Origin of the sequence: Stenotrophomonas sp. STK16_22, from assembly GCF_051984505.1 — a bacterium.
Taxonomy (GTDB): domain Bacteria; phylum Pseudomonadota; class Gammaproteobacteria; order Xanthomonadales; family Xanthomonadaceae; genus Stenotrophomonas; species Stenotrophomonas maltophilia_A.
The window spans coordinates 1,039,539-1,057,292 of sequence record NZ_CP196972.1; the positions used below are offsets into that span (position 1 = coordinate 1,039,539).

The following is a 17,754-nucleotide window of genomic DNA, read 5'->3' on the forward strand; positions in this document are numbered from 1 at the left end:
GCGGGGCATGATTACGGAACATCGGGCCGCAATCAACGTCCATCGAGCCTGTTTTTCTGGAATAGCGGCCTGTCCATCATCAATGCCCCTGATGGATGGAGGCCCGCATGGCCCCGGTTTCGATGCTTCCCGTACCTTCCCACACGCATCAGCGCTGGGCCCTGCTTGCCGTCTGCCTGGCTGCACTGGCGCTGCCGTTGTCCTTCTCGGCCGGTGCCGTCGCGGTGCCGGCGCTGGCCCGTTCCGCGGCGTCGTCGCCGACTGCGCTGGCCTGGGTGACCAACGCCTTCATGCTCACCTTCGGAAGCCTGTTGCTCGCTGCCGGTGGCCTGGCCGATCGTTATGGTCGGCGGCGGCTGTTCCTGCTGGGTACGGCGGGCTTCAGCATCGCCACTGCCGTCGTCTGCCTTGCGCCCACGCTGCTGTGGCTGGATCTGGCGCGCGGGCTGCAGGGCGTTGCCGCTGCAGCGGCGCTGGCGTCCGGCACCGCTGCGCTGGCGCATGCCTGGCAGGGCCCGGTGCGTGCCCGTGTGTTCGCGCTGCTGGGCACCACATTCGGTGCGGGGCTGGCGCTGGGGCCGCTGCTCGCGGGTCTGCTGCTGCAGGCATTGGGATGGCGCAGTGTGTTCGCCGCGGGCGGTGTACTGACGCTGGCGGCGTTCGCCGTGGGCGCGCGCGCGTTGTCCGAAAGCCATGGCGAACGCGGGCGGCTGGATGTCGGCGGCATGCTGGGTTTCAGCCTGATGCTGGCGGCGTTGACCCTGGCCCTGCCGTGGCTGGGTGAATTCGGCCTGCATGCCATGCGCGTGCAACTGGCGCTGTTGGCGACGCTGGTGCTGGGCGGGGTATTCGTCTGCATCGAACGACTGCACCGCTCACCGTTGCTGGACCTCTCGCTGTTCTCGCAACCGGCGTTCCTCGGTGTCCAGCTGCTGCCGGTCGCAACCTGCTTCGGCTACGTGGTGCTGCTGGTGGTGTTGCCTCTGCAGCTGCTGGGCGTGCATGCACAGAGCGCGACATTGGTCGGGCTGCAGATGCTGGCCCTGTCCGCGCCGATGCTGGTGCTGCCGATGCTGGCCGCGCGCTGGGCGGAACGCGTTGGAAGTACGCGGCTGTGTACGCTGGGCCTGCTGGTCTGTGCCTCTGGGTTGTACCTGTTGTCGCGCCATGCATCGCATCCGTCGCCGTCGCAGTGGGTGCCGTTGCTGATGCTGATCGGCGCTGGAACGGCCTTGCCTTGGGGCTTGATGGATGGGCTGTCGGTCAGCGTGGTGCCGGTGCAGCGTGCGGGCATGGCCGCCGGCATCTTTGGAACCGTGCGGGTGGCCGGTGAAGGCATCGCATTGGCCGCAGTCACTGCCTTGCTTGCGCTGCTGATCGGCTACCAGCTGCAGGGAGCATCGCCTGCATCGCTGGCGCGTGCCGGTGCCTATCTGGCCACGGGGGCGCAGGCACAGGCGCAGGCACTGCTTCCGGCGATGAGCGGCGCACAGCTGCAGCAGGCCAGTGCCGAGGCGCTGGCGATACTGCTGCGTGTCCTGGCGCTGCTGACTGCCGCATGCGCTGTGCTGTTGCACCTGCTGCTGCGGCGGCCAGCGTTGGCCGTGATCAGAACCGATAGCTGATGGTGCCGGTCACCACGCGCGGGTAGCCGGCGAAGCAGTCGCCAAAGGTGCGGCACGGCGCGTAGTAGCGCTTGCCGGTGAGGTTGGTGATGTTCAACGCCATCGTCCAGTCGGTCACCTGCACTTCCAGCAATGCATCGGCCAGCGTGTAGCTGGGCGTGACGATGCGCCCGCCATTGCCCAGCGACACCGTGTTGCCGACATGGCGCACGCCCAGGCCCAGGCGCAGGCGTGCGGCATCGTCCAGTTGGAAGCCCTTCGAAACCCAGGCCGAGGCGAGGTCCTGCGGGGTGTCGTTGAGGCGCTGGCCCACTTCCAGTGCGAAGTTGCTGCGGCTGACCTCAGCCTCGTTGCGCGCAACGGCAGCGGTGATTGTGAGGTCGTTGGCGAACTGGAACTGCCCTTCCAGCTCCACGCCCTTGGAGCGGATCTGCCCGGTCTGCACCACGTTCAATACGTTGTCCGGGTCGTTGGTCTGCCGGTTGGTTTCGGTGATGCGGTACGCCGCCAGCGTCAGCAGCAGGTTGCGCGCCGGTTGCCACTTGATGCCGGCCTCGGATTGGCGGCCGCGCATCGGCTTGAAGGCGCTGCCGAACAGATCCTGGCCGGACACAGGCAGGAACGATTCGCTGTAGCTCAGGTAGGGCGAAACGCCCGCACCCAGTTCGCCGATCAGCCCGGCGCGGTAGGTGGTGGCATTGTCGGTCTGGCTGGGCTGGCCTTCGGTCTTCGAGCGTGCATGGTCGCGGCGCGCGCCCAGCACCAGCGAGATGCGGTCGGCCCAGCGGATCTGGTCCTGCACATAGACACCCAGCTGGGTGGAGGTCTGGTCCGGCTGACGATCCCAGCCACGCACGATCGGTGCGACCGATACCGGGGTGTAGATGTCGATCGGCGTGCCGGTGGCGTCCAGCCGCTGCAGCTGCTCCTTGTATTGGCTGTAGTCCACGCCGGCCAGCAGCAGATGCTGGAAGGCACCGGTGGCGAAGTCGAACTGCAGCGCATTGTCGGCGCTGAAGATCTGCACGTCGGGGCGGGTGCCATAGGCCGTGCGGTTGACCACGCGCCGATCGGCGTCGATGAAGGGATCGGCCGGATTGCTGTAGCTGTCCACGTACATCTGCTGCAGAGTGGTCCTGCCATCGATGTAACGCACTGCCGAGCGCAGGCTGAGCGTGTCGTTGAAGCTGTGGTCGAACAGCGCGGTCAGGCTGTAGACGCGCGAGTCGATGCGGTCGAAGTCGGGATCGCCGATGAAGGTGGACGGGTCGAGGCGGCGTCCGGGCGGTGCAAGCAGGGTCGCGGCCAGCGGCAGGAACTGCTGGCTGGAGCCGGTCTTGTCATGCTGATAGCTGGCCAGCAGGGTCAAGGTGCTGCGTTCACCGCGCCAGCTGATCGACGGTGCCAGATAGACGCGGTCATCCTTCAATACATCGGTCTGCATGTTCGATTCACGCACCAGCCCGACGAAGCGGCCGGCAAGCGTACCGGTATCGTTCAATGCGCCGCCGATGTCACCCTGCAGCTGCCTGCGGTCGAAACTGCCGAGCTGCACGCCGACCTCGCCGTTGAGGGTGCCGAAGGTCGGGCGCTTGCTCATTGCATTGATGATGCCGCCGGTGGCGCCGGCACCGTACAGCACCGAGGACGGGCCGCGCAGCACTTCCACCCGCTCCAGGCCATAGATTTCCGGGCGGGCGAGGGGGCTGAAACCGTAGCTGCGGCGCAGGCCATCCTGGTACTGCACCGGGTCCAGCCCGCGCACCGAGGTCGCATCGTTGCGGGTATCCAGCCCCCACGCATCGGCGGTGACGCCGGCGCTGTAGCGCAGCACTTCCTGCAGGTTGTGCGCGCCGCGATCGGTGAACAGCTGCTGGGTGACCACGCTGATCGCCTGCGGCGTCTCGGTCAGGGCGGTGTCGGTCTTGGTCGCGGTGCTGGCCCGCTCGGCCACCACCGTTACCTTGTCCAGGGTGCGCGCCGCCGGGGTGTCCTGGGCCTGGGCGATGGCCGAGGCCAGCAGGGTGGGCAGGGCGAGCGTGTACAGCAGCGGACGCGACGGCAGAGCGGTCATCGGGAGTGATCCGGGAAGGGCGGTGACGGCGGATTATCCGGATGCCCGCCCTCAAATACAAATGATTCCCAAGTGCGATTGGGGCGCCCTGGCCCGGCGTCAGGGCAGGCCGTCCGTCGCGCCGCGGATGCTCATCCAGGCGCCGCCGCCGGGGGCGCTGCCGGCGCGGACACGGAAGCCGTGCAGTCCGGCAATGGCGGCCACGATCGACAGGCCCAGGCCAAATCCCGGTCCCTGGCCGGCACTGCTGCTGCCGCGGAAGAAGCGCTGGTAGATCAGCGTGCGGTCCTGTGGCGGAATGCCCGGCCCGTTGTCGATCACATCGATCCTCGGGGCGCCGTGATCATCGACCGCACGTAGCAGGATGCGGCCGTGTGCAGGGGTGAACTGCAGGGCATTGGACAGCAGGTTGGCCAGCGCTTCGAACAGCAGCTCGCGGTCGCCACGCAGCGGGCCCACCTTCGGGTCCACCTGCAGCTCCAGCAACTGCTGCTTCTCTTCGGCCAGCGGCAGGTAGAACTGGTGCAGTTCCTGCAGCAGCTCGGTGACGTCGACCGCGTCGAAGGCTGAACGTCGCTGGTGGCTCTCCAGTTCCGACACCCGCAGCAGCGCGGCGAAGCGCGCCATCAGCATGTCAGTCTCGGCCAGCGCCTTGTCCAGTGGATCGGCATGCGGGTCCCGTTCGTCCAGGCCCACGCGCATGCGGTAAAGATGCGCGCGCAGGCGGGTCAGCGGCGTGCGCAGATCGTGGGCGATGCTGTCGCACACGCCTTTGACCTCGGTCATCAGCTGTTCGATGCGTTCCAGCATGGCGTTGACGATGCTCGACAGCCGATCGATCTCGTCGCGACGGCTGGACACCGGCAGGCGCTGGCCGAGGTCGCCGGCAACGATGCGGTTGGTGGCCGCTTCGATCTGCTGGATCCGTTTCAACGGGCGCCGGCGCAGCAGATGCCAGCCCACCAGGCCGGGAATGACGGTCAGCGACACGCCCCACAGCAGTGCATCAAGGATGATGCTGTTGACCGCCATGAGCTTGCCGTTCTGGCGCACGAATACCAGCGTGCGGCCATCGCGGGTTACCACGCCGAGCGCACTGCCGCCGTTGTCGTGGCGGCCATCGGCCAGCGTCCAACCGTCCACCGCATGCGAGTTGCCATCCAGCGGCAGCCCCTCGGGGATCGCTGTCAGCGGGCCCGCCATCGGCATGCCGCCCTTGTCGAACAACCCATAGGTATAGACCTGGTGCAGATCGAAGCGCTGGCTGTCGCGCAATGCTTCATCCAGTGCCGGCCCGTCGAAGCTCATGAACAGGTGGGCGCGCTGCTGCAGGCCTGATTCGGTCAGGTCACTCAGGTAATCCGAGATGCGCCAGTACATCACGCCCAGCAGCAGGCTCGACCACGCCACGAACAGGATGCAGTACAGGCCCAGCAGTCTGCTGCTGGAAGAGCGCCAGTGGTCAGGATTGCGCGTCGAAGACATAGCCGGTTCCACGTACGGTCATGATCGGCTGCGGTCGGCCGGGTTGTTCGATGCGTTTGCGCACGCGGCCGATATGCACGTCGATCAGGTTGGTGCCCGGATCGAAGTGGTAGCCCCAGACTTCCTGGAACAGCATGCTGCGGGTGACCACCTGGCCGGCGTTGCGGACCAGGAATTCGAGCAGCTTGAACTCGGTCGGCAACAGCGCGATTTCATGCCCGCCGCGTCGCGCCGAACGGGTCATCAGGTCCAGTTCCAGGTCACCGGCGCGCAGCACGTTGTCGATGGCAGCGGCCTGGCCCTGGCGCCGGATCAGCACTTCCACGCGTGCGGCCATCTCATCGGAGGCGAAGGGCTTGGTCAGGTAGTCGTCGCCACCGGCGCGCAGGCCACGCACGCGTTCATCCACGTCCGACAGTGCGCTGATCATCAGCACCGGCGTGGTGATGCCTTCACGGCGCAAGGCGGTGACCAGGGCCAGCCCGTCGATGCCGGGCAGCATGCGGTCCAGGGTGATCACCGCGTAGTCGCCTGCACGTGCCAGCGCCAGGCCGTTGCTGCCGTCGCTGGCCAGGTCCACGTCGAAGCCGTGGCTGCGCAGTTCGGTGGCGATCTCCTCGGCGGTGACAAGATCGTCCTCGATGGTGAGTACGCGCGGCATGGGCCAGTGTGCAGAGTGGGACAGGGGCATCCTCGCAATCGTGGGCAGCGACTGCAAATGAAAAATGTTTCATGCGCCATTTAGCAGGATCGTGCCGCCACGTCTTCTATATTCGGCGCCGAACGCTCCCCCACGCGTGGAACCTGCAGCCGATGATCCTTCCGAACCCCTCCCGTCCGTACCGTGCTTGGCGGCTGCCGCGAACCGCGGGCCTGCCGCTGCTGGCGCTCGCCCTGGCCGGCCTGCTCAGCGCCTGCGGCAAGGACGCGCCCAAGCCCGGCGCGACGACGCCTGAGGTGACGGTGCTGACCCTGCGCAGCCAGCCGCTGGCACTGCAGCAGGAACTGCCTGGGCGCAGCGTTGCCTCGCAGGAATCGGACGTGCGTCCGCAGGTGGATGGCGTGCTGGTGAAGCGGTTGTTCGAGCAGGGCCAGTGGGTGAAGGCCGGGCAGCCACTGTTCCAGATCGAGCCCGCGCTGTACCAGGCTGCGCTGAACGAGGCGCAGGCCAACCTGAAGACCGCCGAGGCCGCTGCGGTGACCGCGCGCCTGCGGGCGCAGCGCATGCAGGCGTTGGGCAAGGACCAGCTGGCCGCGCGCCAGGACGTGGACGATGCGATCGCCAGCGACCAGCAGGCTGCCGCCGCGGCGCAGGCCGCACAGGCCGCGCGTGACACGGCCAGCACACGGCTGGGGTTCGCCACGGTGACCTCGCCGATTGCCGGGCGCATCGGCCGCGCGCTGTTCACGCCGGGGGCGCTGGTCACCTCGGGCCAGGCCGATCCACTGGCACGGGTGCAGCAGATGGACCCGATGAACGTGGACATCACCCAGTCCAGCAATGAGTACCTGGCACTGCGCCGCGCCATCGCCGACGGTGGCGTGCAGGCCGACACAGCACCGGTGCGGCTGCGCTTGTCCGATGGCACCGACTACCCGCTGCCCGGCACGCTGGAATTCGCCGACGTGGACGTGCAGCAGGAGACCGGCAGCATCACCCTGCGGGCGCGTTTCCCCAACCCGGATGGGCAGCTGCTGCCAGGCATGTACGTGCGCGCGCTGGTGGGGCAGGGAACCCGCCAGCAGGCGCTGCTGGTGCCACAGGCTGCGGTCGACCGCAGCCCCAAGGGCGAGGCACAGGCGTGGCTGGTGGACAAGGACGGCAAGGCGCGGCTGCGCCTGTTCCGCACCGCGCGTGCGGTGGGCGATCAGTGGCTGGTGCTCGATGGCCTGGCCGCCGGTGAGCAGGTGGTGGTAGCCGGCGCGCAGGGCCTGGCCGATGGCATGACGGTACGGGTGAAGCCGGCACCGGCACCGGCACCGGCCGGGAAGGACTGAGCAGATGCTGCCGCGCTTCTTCATCCATCGCCCGGTATTCGCCTGGGTCCTGGCGATCTGCATCATGGCCTTCGGCACCATCGCGGTGACCCAGCTGCCGGTGGAGCAGTACCCGGACATCGCGCCGCCGCAGGTCAACATCACCGCCAACTACACCGGTGCCTCGGCGCAGACGGTGGAAGACAGCGTCACCCAGGTGATCGAGCAGCAGATCAAAGGCATCGATCACCTGTTGTATTTCTCCTCCACCAGTTCGTCATCGGGGCAGGCGCGCATCACGGTCACCTTCGACCAGAGCGCCAACCCGGATATCGTCCAGGTGCAGGTGCAGAACAGCGTCAACCAGGCCATCAACCGGCTGCCGCAGGAAGTGCAGCAGCAGGGCGTGACGGTCGCCAAGTCGCAGGGCGACTCGCTGATGGTGGTCTCGCTGTACGACACCAGCCGGCGCATGGAACGGGTGGATGTTTCCGACTTCCTGGTCAGCAACGTGCAGGACCCGATCAGCCGCATACCCGGTGTCGGCGAGATCAACGTGTTCGGCTCGGCTTACGCAATGCGCGTGTGGTTGGACCCGCACAAGCTGCGCGCCTATGACCTGATGCCGTCGGACGTGCGCGCTGCGATCCAGGCGCAGAACACCCAGGTGACGGCGGGTGAGCTGGGCGCGATGCCGTCCAGCCCGACGCAGAGCCTCAACGCCACGGTCACCGCGCAGTCGCGCCTGCAGACCCCCGAGCAGTTCCGCGCGATCATCCTGCGTACCCTGCCCAATGGCGCGGCGGTGTTGCTGGGCGACGTCGCGCGGGTCGAGATTGGCGCGGAGAACTACCAGACCAGCAGCTATCTCAACGGCTATCCGGCGGCCGGCTTCTCAGTCACCCTGGCCTCCGGCGCCAACGCATTGGCCACGGCCGACGCGGTCCGCGCGGAGATCGAACGGCTGCGACCGACTTTCCCGCCGGGGTTGCAGGTGGCCTATCCGCGTGACAGCACGCCGTTCGTGCGGGTCTCGATCGAGGGGGTCATCCATACCCTCATCGAAGCCATCGTTCTGGTCGTGGTGGTGATGTTCCTGTTCCTGCAGAACCTGCGCGCCACGCTGATTCCGGCGATCACGGTGCCTGTGGTGCTGCTGGGCACGTTCGGCGTGCTGGCCGTTGCCGGATTCACCATCAACACACTGACCCTGTTCGCGATGGTGCTGGCGATCGGCCTGCTGGTCGACGATGCGATCGTGGTGGTGGAGAACGTGGAGCGCATCATCCACGACGAGCATCTGCCACCGCGCGAAGCGACCGAAAAATCGATGGGTGAGATCACCGGCGCGTTGATCGGCATCACCGTGGTGCTGGGCGCGGTGTTCCTGCCGATGGCGCTGTTCGGTGGTTCCACCGGCATCATCTACCGGCAGTTCTCGATCACGATTGCGTCTGCCATGGCATTGTCGGCGCTGGTGGCGCTGACGCTGACCCCGGCGCTGTGCGCGACCCTGCTCAAGCCGTCTTCGGCGCAGAAGCCGCAGGGCGGCTTCTTCCGGGCGTTCAACCGGGGCGTCGAGCGCAGCCAGTTGGCCTACCAGGGAAAGCTCGGTGGCGTCGTTACCCGGCCGCGGCGTTGGATGGCGTTCTACCTGCTGCTGGTGGTCGCCATGGTCGCGCTGTACGCGCGCATGCCGACCGGCTTCCTGCCGGTGGAAGACCAGGGCCAGGTAACCTTCCAGTTCTCCACGCCGGAAGGTACGCCGATGGCGCGTACCGAAGCATTGGGCGAGCAGATCAGCCGCTACTTCATGGAGCACGAGAAGCAGAACCTGGATGTGGTGTTCGTGGTGGTCGGCCGCAACAATGCCGGCACTGGCCAGAACGCCGGGCAGGGCTTCCTCGCCCTGAAGCCCTGGGATGAGCGCACGGGCGACAACACCGCCGCGGCGATCATCACGCGTGCCAATGCCTACTTCCGCAGCTTGCCGGATGCCAAGGTCAATGTACTGGCACCGCCGGCGGTGCGTGGACTGGGCCAGTCCAGCGGCTTCGAACTGTGGCTGCAGGACACCAGCGCGGCCGGGCGCGTGGCCCTGCAGGCGGCGCAGGAACAGGTGGTGCGTGCGGCCGGCGAAGACGACGGGCTCACCTCGGTGCGCCTGAACGGTCTGGGCGACAAGGCCGAGCTGCGGCTGGACATCGACCATGCCCAGGCCAGCGCACTGGGCCTGGCCCAGGCCGACATGAATTCAACGTTGTCCGCGGCCTGGGGCGGCAGTTACATCAACGATTTCCTCGACCGTGGCCGGGTCAAGCGGGTCTACATGCAGGGCGACCAGCCCTACCGCAGCGTGCCCGACGACATCGGCCAGTGGTATGTGCGCGGTGGCAACGGCCAGATGGCGTCGTTCGCCAGTTTCGCCAGCAGCCACTGGGCACGCGGGCCGCAGCTGCAGCAGCGCTTCAATGGCCTGCCGGCGATGCAGATCCAGGGCAGCGCCGCCGAAGGCCGCAGCTCGGGCGAGGCGATGCAGCGCATGCAGGCGCTGGTTGCCGATCAACCCGGGTTCGACCTGCAGTGGAGTGGCCTGTCCTACCAGGAACAACTGGCCAGCAACCAGACGTTGTGGCTGTACATCGCCTCCATTGCCTTCATCTTCCTGTGTCTGGCAGCGCTCTATGAGAGCTGGACGGTGCCGGTGGCAGTGGTGCTGGTGATCCCATTGGGCGTGATTGGTACGGTGCTGGCGACTACCGCGGCCGGGTTCGTCAACGACATCTACTTCCAGGTCGGTCTGCTGACGACCATCGGCCTGTCGGCCAAGAACGCGATCCTGATCGTGGAGTTTGCCGAGGCCCGCTATCGTGCCGGCAGTTCAGCGGTGGAAGCGGCCCTGCAGGGCGCACGCCTGCGCCTGCGCCCGATCGTGATGACGTCGTTGGCCTTCGTGGCCGGTGTGATCCCGTTGGCGTTGGCCACCGGCGCGGGCGCAGTCAGCCGCCGTGAAATCGGCATGAGCGTGATCGGCGGCATGGTCTCCGGCACGGTGCTGGCAGTGGTGCTGGTGCCGTTGTTCTTCGTGCTGGTGCGCCGCCTGGGCCGGTCACGGCCGCAGGACTGAGGGGGGGCGCGGCTGTCATCTGGCTGCCGCAGCACCCTCACCCGTTCTTTGCCCAGGTGCCGCTAGCGTAGGTCGTCCCCGTCCCCCACGGAGACCTGCCATGTGGCTGCTCGATCATCTCTGGCCCGGCCGCAGACCTGTTCCTCCCCCGGTCGCCACCGAACCGCAGGCGACGCCCCGCCGGCCCTGGCTGAAGCGCCCGGTGCGGGCAGGCCGCAGCGGCATGGCCCCCTGGCAGAAGGTTGCCGCACCGCCACGGCGCACGCGCCACTAACCGGTGCGGTCGGCGGGATGGTTGACCCCATCGTTGACCGGGATCACACCCAGCGCGAACGGGTCGATGCCTTCCAGGCAGGCCACGTTGTAGCCGTACTGTTCCGGGTTGGAGCGGCGCCGGTGATGGGTGTAGATGCCGCACACGCCACAGAAATAGTGCTCGGCCACATGGGTGTTGAACTGGTACCGCTGCAGGTGGTTCTGCCCGCGCACCACCTGCAGGCCCGCGCGGCTGACGCTGGCGGCAATGGCCCCCCGGCGCCGGCACATCGAGCAGTCGCAGCGTCGGGGTTCGACAATACCGTCCGGCAGGTCCAGCAGCAGTTCGACCGTGCCGCAGTGGCAGGTGGCTCGGTGCCGGGGTTGGACCGGAACGCCGGCCACGGAAGTGATGCCCATCGTTGCTCCTGTGAAGTGAACCTGGCCGCAGAGGCCGCCGCCGACGGTGCGCCGCCCAGCCTGAACGGTCCGTAGATGCCACGGTGAACCCGCTTGTGGCTAACTATGCGGCTTCGAGACCGCGACAGGATGCCAGTGAACGCCGCAGGACGTTGGATGACAGGGAGTGCCATGGCGCTGGCGGCGCTGTGGGTGAGCGGGCTGCTGGCCTACCAGCTGCCGGGACCGGGTTGGCTGGCCACCGGCGTGGCCGTGCTGTGGCTGCTGGTGGCGCTGTGGGCGTCGTGGCGGGTCGCGCGCGGGCGTGCCTCGCGCCGCCTGGGCACGGCCTTCGGTGTGGCGCTGGCGTTGGCCGGCCTGTGGTGGCTGCTGCTGACCCCGCGCCAGGACCGCGTATGGGCCGACGACGTGGCCCAGCGCCTGCATGTGGTGTCCTTCGACGGGCGCCACGTGGTGCTGGACAACGTGCGCGACTTCAGCTGGCGCAGTGAAACCGACTACGACGCGCACTGGGTGCGCCGCGAATACGACCTGGACCAGCTGCGCTCGGCCGACCTGGTGCTGTCGTACTGGATGGGCCCGGCGATCGCCCACACGCTGATCTCGTTCGGTTTCGAGGATGGTCGCCACGTGGTGTTCTCGCTGGAGATCCGCAAGGAGCGCGGTGAGTCGTTCTCCGCGCTGGGCGGCTTCTTCCGCAAGTTCGAGATGACCCTGGTGGCTTCGGAGGAGACCGACATCATCCGCACCCGCACCAACGCGCGTGGCGAAGATGTCTACCTGTACCGCCTGCATGGCATGGACCGCGCGCAGCTGAAGGAACTGTTCGCCGCGTACATCGAACAGGCGCGTGAACTGGATGCCAAGCCGGGCTTCTACAACACGCTGACCAGCAACTGCACGACCATCGTCTTCGACCTGGCCCGCCACATCGCACCGCGCCTGCCGTTGGACTATCGGCTGCTGCTGTCCGGCTATCTGGCCGAGTACGCGCAGGAGGTCGGTGCACTCACGCCGGGCGTGCCGTACGCCGAGCTGCACGACAAGGGCCGCATCACCCAGCGCGCATTGGACCTGGGTGATGGCGAGCATTTCTCCACCGTGATCCGCCAGGGCGTGCCCGGCACCGAGCAGGACCCGCAGTAATGACCCAACTCTTTCTGACCCGCTGGCAGCGCCTGCTGCCGGTGTTGTTCGCCGCCTTCCTGCTGCTGGGCAGCAGCGGCTGCGCGATGGTCACCGTCAAGCAGGTCAAGTCCAGCGATTCGCTGGTCAACAAGCGTGCGGACGTGCTCAACACTGGCAAGCTCAGCCCCGCCGCGCGTGAAACGCTCAGCGCAGCGGGCCTGGACGAATCGCAGTGCGAGAAGGACTTCCTGGTCTGCCGCAGCACGTTGCTGATGACCGACGACCTCAATGTCGAGCAGCGGCTGTCGGCGCTGTCCGAACTGTGGGTGAAGGCTGCATTGGCGATGACGCCGAAGAAGACCGCCGCAGGCGACCCGCCGATGAGCGATGCGGCATTGGATGCCTGGCTGGAAGCCGCGCGCTATGCCTATGCCTACCTGTTCTACAGTGGCCGCTCACCGTCCGACCGGGCCTTCGAGGACCGCCAGACGCAGGTGCGCGACTACTACAACTACGCGGCCGAGAAGGCGGCGGTGGTGCTGTTCGTGCGCGCACGTGCCGCTGCGCTGGCCGGCGAGGACTACACGAAGCCGCTCACGGTCGGTAGCTGGTCGCTGGCCTCCAACTACCAGCAGCTGGGTCTGAAGAGCATTCCGGCGCAGCTGGTGCCAGCGGGAACGGTCAGCTTCGTTGGCCTGCGCAGCACCTATCGCCGCGATGGTTTCGGTGCCGAGCTGGTGATGGTGATGGACCCGCCGAAACTGGTCGCGCCAGTGATCGCGCCCGACGGCCCGAAGGCTGAAACCGCGCAGGACGACGAGGACGACGAGCGTCGTGGCCGCCGCCACCGCCATGACGATTCGGTGCCCGAGTTCAGTGAGATGTCCTCGATCAACGTCACCGCACTGCTGCGGTTCGAGGGCAGCAGCCTGGAAGACGTGATGCGCACGCGCCGGGTCGAGCTGGATGCCTATTCGCCGGAAGCGACCGAGCGCATCACTCTGCACGGTGAGCAGGTACCGCTGGCCGGCAACTTCACTGCCGCCTACGGCCTGTGGCTGGCGCAGAGTGGCTTCGCCCGGCAGTCGCTGCGTACCCTGTTCGGCATGAGCGAGGGCATCGGCGAGCCGCACATCTACCTGATGCAGCCGTGGGACCCGAACCGCCGCATCATCTTCATGCTGCACGGCCTGGCCAGCAGCCCGGAAGCGTGGGTGAACCTGGCCAACGAGATCATGGGTGACCCCGAGCTGCGCCAGCAGTTCCAGGTGTGGCAGGTCTATTACCCGACCAATGCGCCGATCGCGCTGAACCGCTACGAGATCGCCAATGCATTCAACGACACGCTGAAGCATTTCGATCCCAACGGCAGCACGCGTGCGTCGAAGGACATGGTCTACATCGGTCACAGCATGGGCGGCGTGCTGGCGCGCCTGCTGGTGAGCGATTCCGGCGATGTACTGTGGAACGACCTGCTGGCCAACTACGACCTGAAGGGGGAACGGCTGAAGCGGGTGCAGAACAAGCTGGGTCCGCTGCTGCATTTCAAGGCACAGCCGAACGTGGAGCGTGCGATCTTCATCGCCGCGCCGCACCAGGGCACCGACATTGCCGGCAACAAGGTCGGTCGCCTGATTGGTCGCTTGGTACGCCTGCCGCTGACAATCCTCGGCAAGTTCGAGGACGTGTTCATGGCGCTGGCGCAGGCCGAGCAGCAGGTCGATGGCACCGCCAAGCCGAAGATCCCGAACAGCATCGACAACCTCAAGGCCAGCGATCCGTTCGTGAAGGCCGCCGCACAGCTGCCGATTGAGGCGGGCCTGAAGTACCACTCGATCATCGCCCAGCGCAAGCCGGAGCTGCCGGTGGAAAAATCCGATGATGGGCTGGTGCCGTACTGGAGCGCACATCTGCCGGGCGCGCTGTCGGAGAAGGTGATCATCTCCGGCCACAGCGTGCAGGAAACCCCGCAGGCGGTGCTGGAGGTGAGGCGCATCCTGCACCGGGATATCGATGACATGGGGACGGGTACCCGGTAGCGCCGGCCGCTGGCCGGCAATCCCGCAATGCGCCGGTGCTACACCCGCCGCGCGATTACCGTGGCCAGCAGCGCCAGGCCGAAGGTGATCGCCAGGCACAGCACGTAGCCGGTGTGGGGTGCGCTTTGCACGAACAGCGCGAACAGTGCACCGGAAACCGCCAGTGCGGTGGTCACCGACAGCGCCTCGCTCAGCTGCAGTGCCGAGGTGTTGGCACCCTGCTCGTGCGGTGCGGACAACGACAGCGTCAGCACCGACAGGCTGGCGTAGATCATGCCCATGCCGAAGCCGGTCATGGCCCAGCCGACCAGGGCCACCGGCAGCGGCACTGCGTTGAACAGCACGGCCAGTGTGGCGGCGATACCGATCGTCATCAGCGGTGTGCCAACGCGCAGCAGCTGCTGGCGTGACCAGCCGCGCTGCTGGTGGCCCTGCAGCCATGAACCGGCGAACCAGCCCAGTGCACCGAGGCTGAGCACCGCGCCGGCCCAGCTGGGCGAGAGCCCGCGTTCGCGCTGCAACAGCAGTGGCAGGTAGGCCTCACAGGCGAAGAATGCGGCCGCCGCGACGCCGCGCAGCGCGATCACGCTGGGCAACCCGCGGCGCAGCAGCAACGTGCCGGCTGGCAACAGGCGGTGCACGCAGAACAGCAGCGCCAGCATGGCCACGCCGATGCAGAGCAGCGCAGGCAGGCCCTGCTGCTGGCCGCCGAAGTAGAGCAGCAGCGCCGCCAACGAAGCACCGCTGGCCCAGCGCACCACGTTGCCGCGTCCATCGTCGCTGCTGGCAGCATCAGTGGGCTGCATGCGTGCCAGTGCAGGGCGCAGCAGCAGCGCGGCCGGGACCGCCAGTAGCGGCACCGCCAGGAACACCCAGCGCCAGCCGAGATGCTGCACGATCAGCCCGCTCAGCGCGGGACCGATCATCGACGGCACCACCCAGCCGGCGGAGAACGCGGCGAATACCTTCGGGCGCAGGTGTTCGGGATAGCTGCGGCCAACCATCACGTACAGCGAGACCGAGATCGCGCCTGCGCCCAGGCCCTGTAGCAGGCGCCCGGCCACCAGCATGCCCATGCGCATGGCGAAGCCGGCCAGCAGCAGGCCCAGCACGAAGCAGCCCAGGCCATACCACAGCGGCCGAGCTGGTCCCTGGCGGTCGGCCCAGCGTCCGGCCAGGGTCATGCCGATGACACTGGTGGCCAGGGTGCCGCCAAAGGCCAGCGCATACAGGCGCAGGCCATCCAGCGCCTCGGCCACGGTCGGCATGGCGGCCGCCACCGCCAGGGCCTCGAAGGCATGCAGCGCCACCAGTGCCACCATGCCGATGGTGGTGGCGCGATAGCGGGGAGACAGGATCGACGTATCAGCCGGCGCACGGGCGTCGGCGGGCGAAAGAGTGGGGGACATACGAGTCAGATGCGGGCCGCGCTTGTCAACTGGCGGCGAAGATAGCAGCATGCCACCTCAACTGCAGTTTAGGTCAAGCAATGGTTTCCCAGGAACTCAGCGTTGGTGAAGTCTCCCAGCGCAGTGGCGTGGCGGTTTCCGCGCTGCATTTCTACGAGCGCAAGGGGCTGATCAGCAGCCTGCGCACCTCGGGCAACCAGCGGCGCTACAGCCGTGACGTGCTGCGACGGTTGGCCGTGATCCGCGTCGCGCAACGGGTGGGCATGCCACTGGAAGCTGTCGGCCGTGCCTTCGAAAGCCTGCCCGAGGGCCGCGCGCCGACCAAGGCCGACTGGGCCAAGCTGTCCGCGCGCTGGCGCACCGAGCTGGAGGAGCGCATCCGCATGCTGGAACTGCTGCGCGATGAACTGACCGGCTGCATCGGCTGCGGCTGCCTGTCGCTGCAGCGCTGCCGCCTGGCCAACCCCGAAGACGTCCTCGGCGAACGCGGCGACGGCCCGATGCGCTGGGAGTGATCCGCGAAAAGGGGACGGAGGGGATTATGTCGTTTGTGCATTAACGACTTAATCCCCTCCGTCCCCTTTTTTCTTACCAGACCGTGATCGTCTCGCCGCTCTGGATGCCTTCCACCGCGCGCTGGAAGGCCAGCGCCGCGCGCTGCGCGCTCACCGCTTCGAAGCCTGGGAAATAGGGGCCGTAAGCCGCCATCGATTCGATCAGCACGTTCGGGCTGACCACGTTGATGCGCAGGCCACGGGGCAGCAGCTCCAACGCGGCGGCACGCACGAAGCCTTCCAGTGCGGCATTCACCGAGGTGGCGTTGACGCCATCGCGGATCGGCTGTGCGCTGACGATGCCGCTGGTCAGGGTGATCGAGCCGCCGGCGTTGAGGTGGTGCTGGGCGACCAGTGCCAGCCGCACCTGGCCCAGTAGCTTGTCCTGCAGGCCGAGGTTGAACTGCTCGGGTGTCATGTCCTTCAGCGGACCGAAGTGCAGCTTGCCAGCGGTGGAGATCACTGCATCGACCGGACCGGTGCGCGCGAAAAGTTCGGCGACGCTGGCGTCGTCTGTCAGGTCGACGCGCAGCTCACCGCTGTTGCGGCCGGCGGCGAGGATCTGATGCTGCTGGCCGAGCTGGTGGGCGACTGCCTGGCCGAGGGTGCCGCTGGCACCGACGAGGAGGATCTTCATGGCCGTTCCTTGCGAGAGGGGGAATGGGCGCAGTCTGCGCCCTCACAGTGGGGTTAGGTAAGCGGCGTATGCTTCGCAGATTCCTAACTCTGGATTAGCAATGGATACCCTTCGCTGCATGCAGGCCTTCGTCGCCGTGGCCGAGTCCGGGAGCTTTGCAGGAGCTGCCGAACAGCTGCAGGTGTCGGCGGTGATGGTCGGCAAGTACATCCAGCAGCTGGAGGCGCACCTGGGTACCGCGCTGCTGCAACGGAACACCCGCCGCCAGCGCCTGACCGAAGCCGGCGGCGCCTACCTGGCCGGGTGCCGGCAGGTGCTGGAGCAGGTGCAGCAGGCGGAGGCGGACGTGGCCGGCCTGCAGGTTCAACCTCGCGGGCTGCTGCGGGTCAGCGCGCCAACCACCTGGGGCAGCTGCGTGCTGGCGCCACAACTGGCCGGCCTGCTGCGCGCGCAGCCGCAGTTGAACATCGAGCTGGACCTGAGCAACCGCCGCGTGGACCTGATCGAGGATGGCTTCGACGTGGCGATCCGGGTCGGGCCGCTGCCATCGCAGGAGGTGGTGGCGCGGCCGCTGCCGCCGTATGCAATGAGCCTGTGTGCGGCACCGTCCTACCTGCGCCGGCGCGGCACGCCGCGCACGCCCGCGGATCTGCAGGGGCATGATTGCCTGAGCCACCTGGCCTGGCGCGGCGGCCATGGCTGGCAGCTGGCCAACGGCGAACAGGTGGACTGGGAAGCGCGCCTGACCTGCAATGATGGTGTCGCGTTGCGCGAGGCCGCCGTGGCCGGCGCAGGGCTGGTGCTGCAGCCGACCGCGCTGCTGGCCGGCGAAATCGCGGCCGGGCGGTTGAAGCCGCTGCTGCGCGACTACCTGCCCGAACCGCGGCCGATGCATCTGATCTACCTGCCGGATCGACGGCCGCGCCCGCGGTTGCAGTGCTTCGTCGATTTCGTCATGGCCACATTGGGGCAATGAACATCCACGCCATGCGTGGATGATGGTAGGTGCCGACCGTTGGTCGAC

At 67.4% G+C, this 17,754-nt stretch carries 13 protein-coding genes; 7 read left to right on the forward strand and 6 right to left on the reverse strand.

Going from position 1 to position 17,754, the window contains the following annotated elements; all coding sequences use genetic code 11:
• The first annotated feature begins 107 nt into the window (after nucleotides 1–107).
• Complete coding sequence (locus tag ACSYAO_RS04745) at nucleotides 108–1,625, forward strand: MFS transporter (protein WP_197655659.1); 1,518 nt, start codon at nucleotides 108–110, stop codon at nucleotides 1,623–1,625.
• On the opposite strand, the gene ACSYAO_RS04750 is transcribed toward ACSYAO_RS04745, so the two are convergent.
• The 3 genes from ACSYAO_RS04750 to ACSYAO_RS04760 all read right to left on the reverse strand — a co-directional run bounded on the left by ACSYAO_RS04750 (nucleotide 1,609) and on the right by ACSYAO_RS04760 (nucleotide 5,845).
• Nucleotides 1,609–3,699, reverse strand: coding sequence for a TonB-dependent siderophore receptor (locus ACSYAO_RS04750; protein WP_100437435.1), 2,091 nt, complete (start codon nucleotides 3,697–3,699; stop codon nucleotides 1,609–1,611). The two genes, ACSYAO_RS04745 and ACSYAO_RS04750, sit on opposite strands and share 17 nt — an antisense overlap.
• A gap of 99 nt (nucleotides 3,700–3,798) precedes the next feature.
• Nucleotides 3,799–5,184 (reverse strand): sensor histidine kinase, encoded by a 1,386-nt coding sequence (locus tag ACSYAO_RS04755; RefSeq protein WP_100437436.1) that lies wholly within the window; start codon nucleotides 5,182–5,184, stop codon nucleotides 3,799–3,801.
• Nucleotides 5,162–5,845, reverse strand: a complete 684-nt coding sequence (locus ACSYAO_RS04760; protein ID WP_100437437.1) for a response regulator transcription factor — start codon at nucleotides 5,843–5,845, stop codon at nucleotides 5,162–5,164. The genes ACSYAO_RS04755 and ACSYAO_RS04760 overlap by 23 nt, the downstream gene beginning before the upstream one ends.
• Nucleotides 5,846–5,997: 152 nt before the next feature.
• Between ACSYAO_RS04760 and ACSYAO_RS04765 the strand changes: the two genes are divergently transcribed.
• Nucleotides 5,998–7,182, forward strand: a complete 1,185-nt coding sequence (locus ACSYAO_RS04765; RefSeq protein WP_100437438.1) for an efflux RND transporter periplasmic adaptor subunit — start codon at nucleotides 5,998–6,000, stop codon at nucleotides 7,180–7,182.
• Between the two features lie 4 nt (nucleotides 7,183–7,186).
• Complete coding sequence (locus tag ACSYAO_RS04770) at nucleotides 7,187–10,288, forward strand: efflux RND transporter permease subunit (protein ID WP_100437439.1); 3,102 nt, start codon at nucleotides 7,187–7,189, stop codon at nucleotides 10,286–10,288.
• Between the two features lie 270 nt (nucleotides 10,289–10,558).
• Here the strand turns inward: ACSYAO_RS04770 and ACSYAO_RS04775 are convergent, their stop codons facing one another.
• Entirely contained in the window at nucleotides 10,559–10,963 is a 405-nt protein-coding gene (locus ACSYAO_RS04775) for a GFA family protein (protein ID WP_049421554.1), read from the reverse strand.
• 171 nt (nucleotides 10,964–11,134) lie between these two features.
• Between ACSYAO_RS04775 and ACSYAO_RS04780 the strand changes: the two genes are divergently transcribed.
• Both ACSYAO_RS04780 and ACSYAO_RS04785 read left to right on the forward strand, forming a co-directional pair.
• A complete protein-coding gene (locus ACSYAO_RS04780; RefSeq protein ID WP_100437440.1) occupies nucleotides 11,135–12,109 on the forward strand; it encodes an Lnb N-terminal periplasmic domain-containing protein in 975 nt (324 codons plus the stop codon).
• On the forward strand, nucleotides 12,109–14,130 hold the full coding sequence (locus ACSYAO_RS04785) for an esterase/lipase family protein (RefSeq protein ID WP_049463618.1): 2,022 nt from the start codon (nucleotides 12,109–12,111) through the stop codon (nucleotides 14,128–14,130). The genes ACSYAO_RS04780 and ACSYAO_RS04785 overlap by 1 nt, the downstream gene beginning before the upstream one ends.
• Nucleotides 14,131–14,168: 38 nt before the next feature.
• Here the strand turns inward: ACSYAO_RS04785 and ACSYAO_RS04790 are convergent, their stop codons facing one another.
• Nucleotides 14,169–15,590: an MFS transporter gene (locus ACSYAO_RS04790; protein WP_100437441.1), complete on the reverse strand. Its 1,422-nt coding sequence runs from the start codon at nucleotides 15,588–15,590 to the stop codon at nucleotides 14,169–14,171.
• Nucleotides 15,591–15,619: 29 nt separating this feature from the next.
• On the opposite strand from ACSYAO_RS04790, the gene soxR reads away from it, so the two are divergent.
• On the forward strand, nucleotides 15,620–16,054 hold the full coding sequence (gene soxR / locus ACSYAO_RS04795) for a redox-sensitive transcriptional activator SoxR (RefSeq protein WP_071228048.1): 435 nt from the start codon (nucleotides 15,620–15,622) through the stop codon (nucleotides 16,052–16,054).
• Nucleotides 16,055–16,127: 73 nt separating this feature from the next.
• Here soxR and ACSYAO_RS04800 read toward each other — a convergent pair whose 3' ends face one another.
• Nucleotides 16,128–16,730, reverse strand: a complete 603-nt coding sequence (locus ACSYAO_RS04800) for a short chain dehydrogenase (RefSeq protein WP_100437442.1) — start codon at nucleotides 16,728–16,730, stop codon at nucleotides 16,128–16,130.
• Between the two features lie 100 nt (nucleotides 16,731–16,830).
• Here ACSYAO_RS04800 and ACSYAO_RS04805 point away from each other — a divergent pair, with 100 nt between their 5' ends.
• A complete protein-coding gene (locus ACSYAO_RS04805; protein WP_100437443.1) occupies nucleotides 16,831–17,706 on the forward strand; it encodes a LysR family transcriptional regulator in 876 nt (291 codons plus the stop codon).
• The last annotated feature ends 48 nt before the right edge of the window (nucleotides 17,707–17,754 follow it).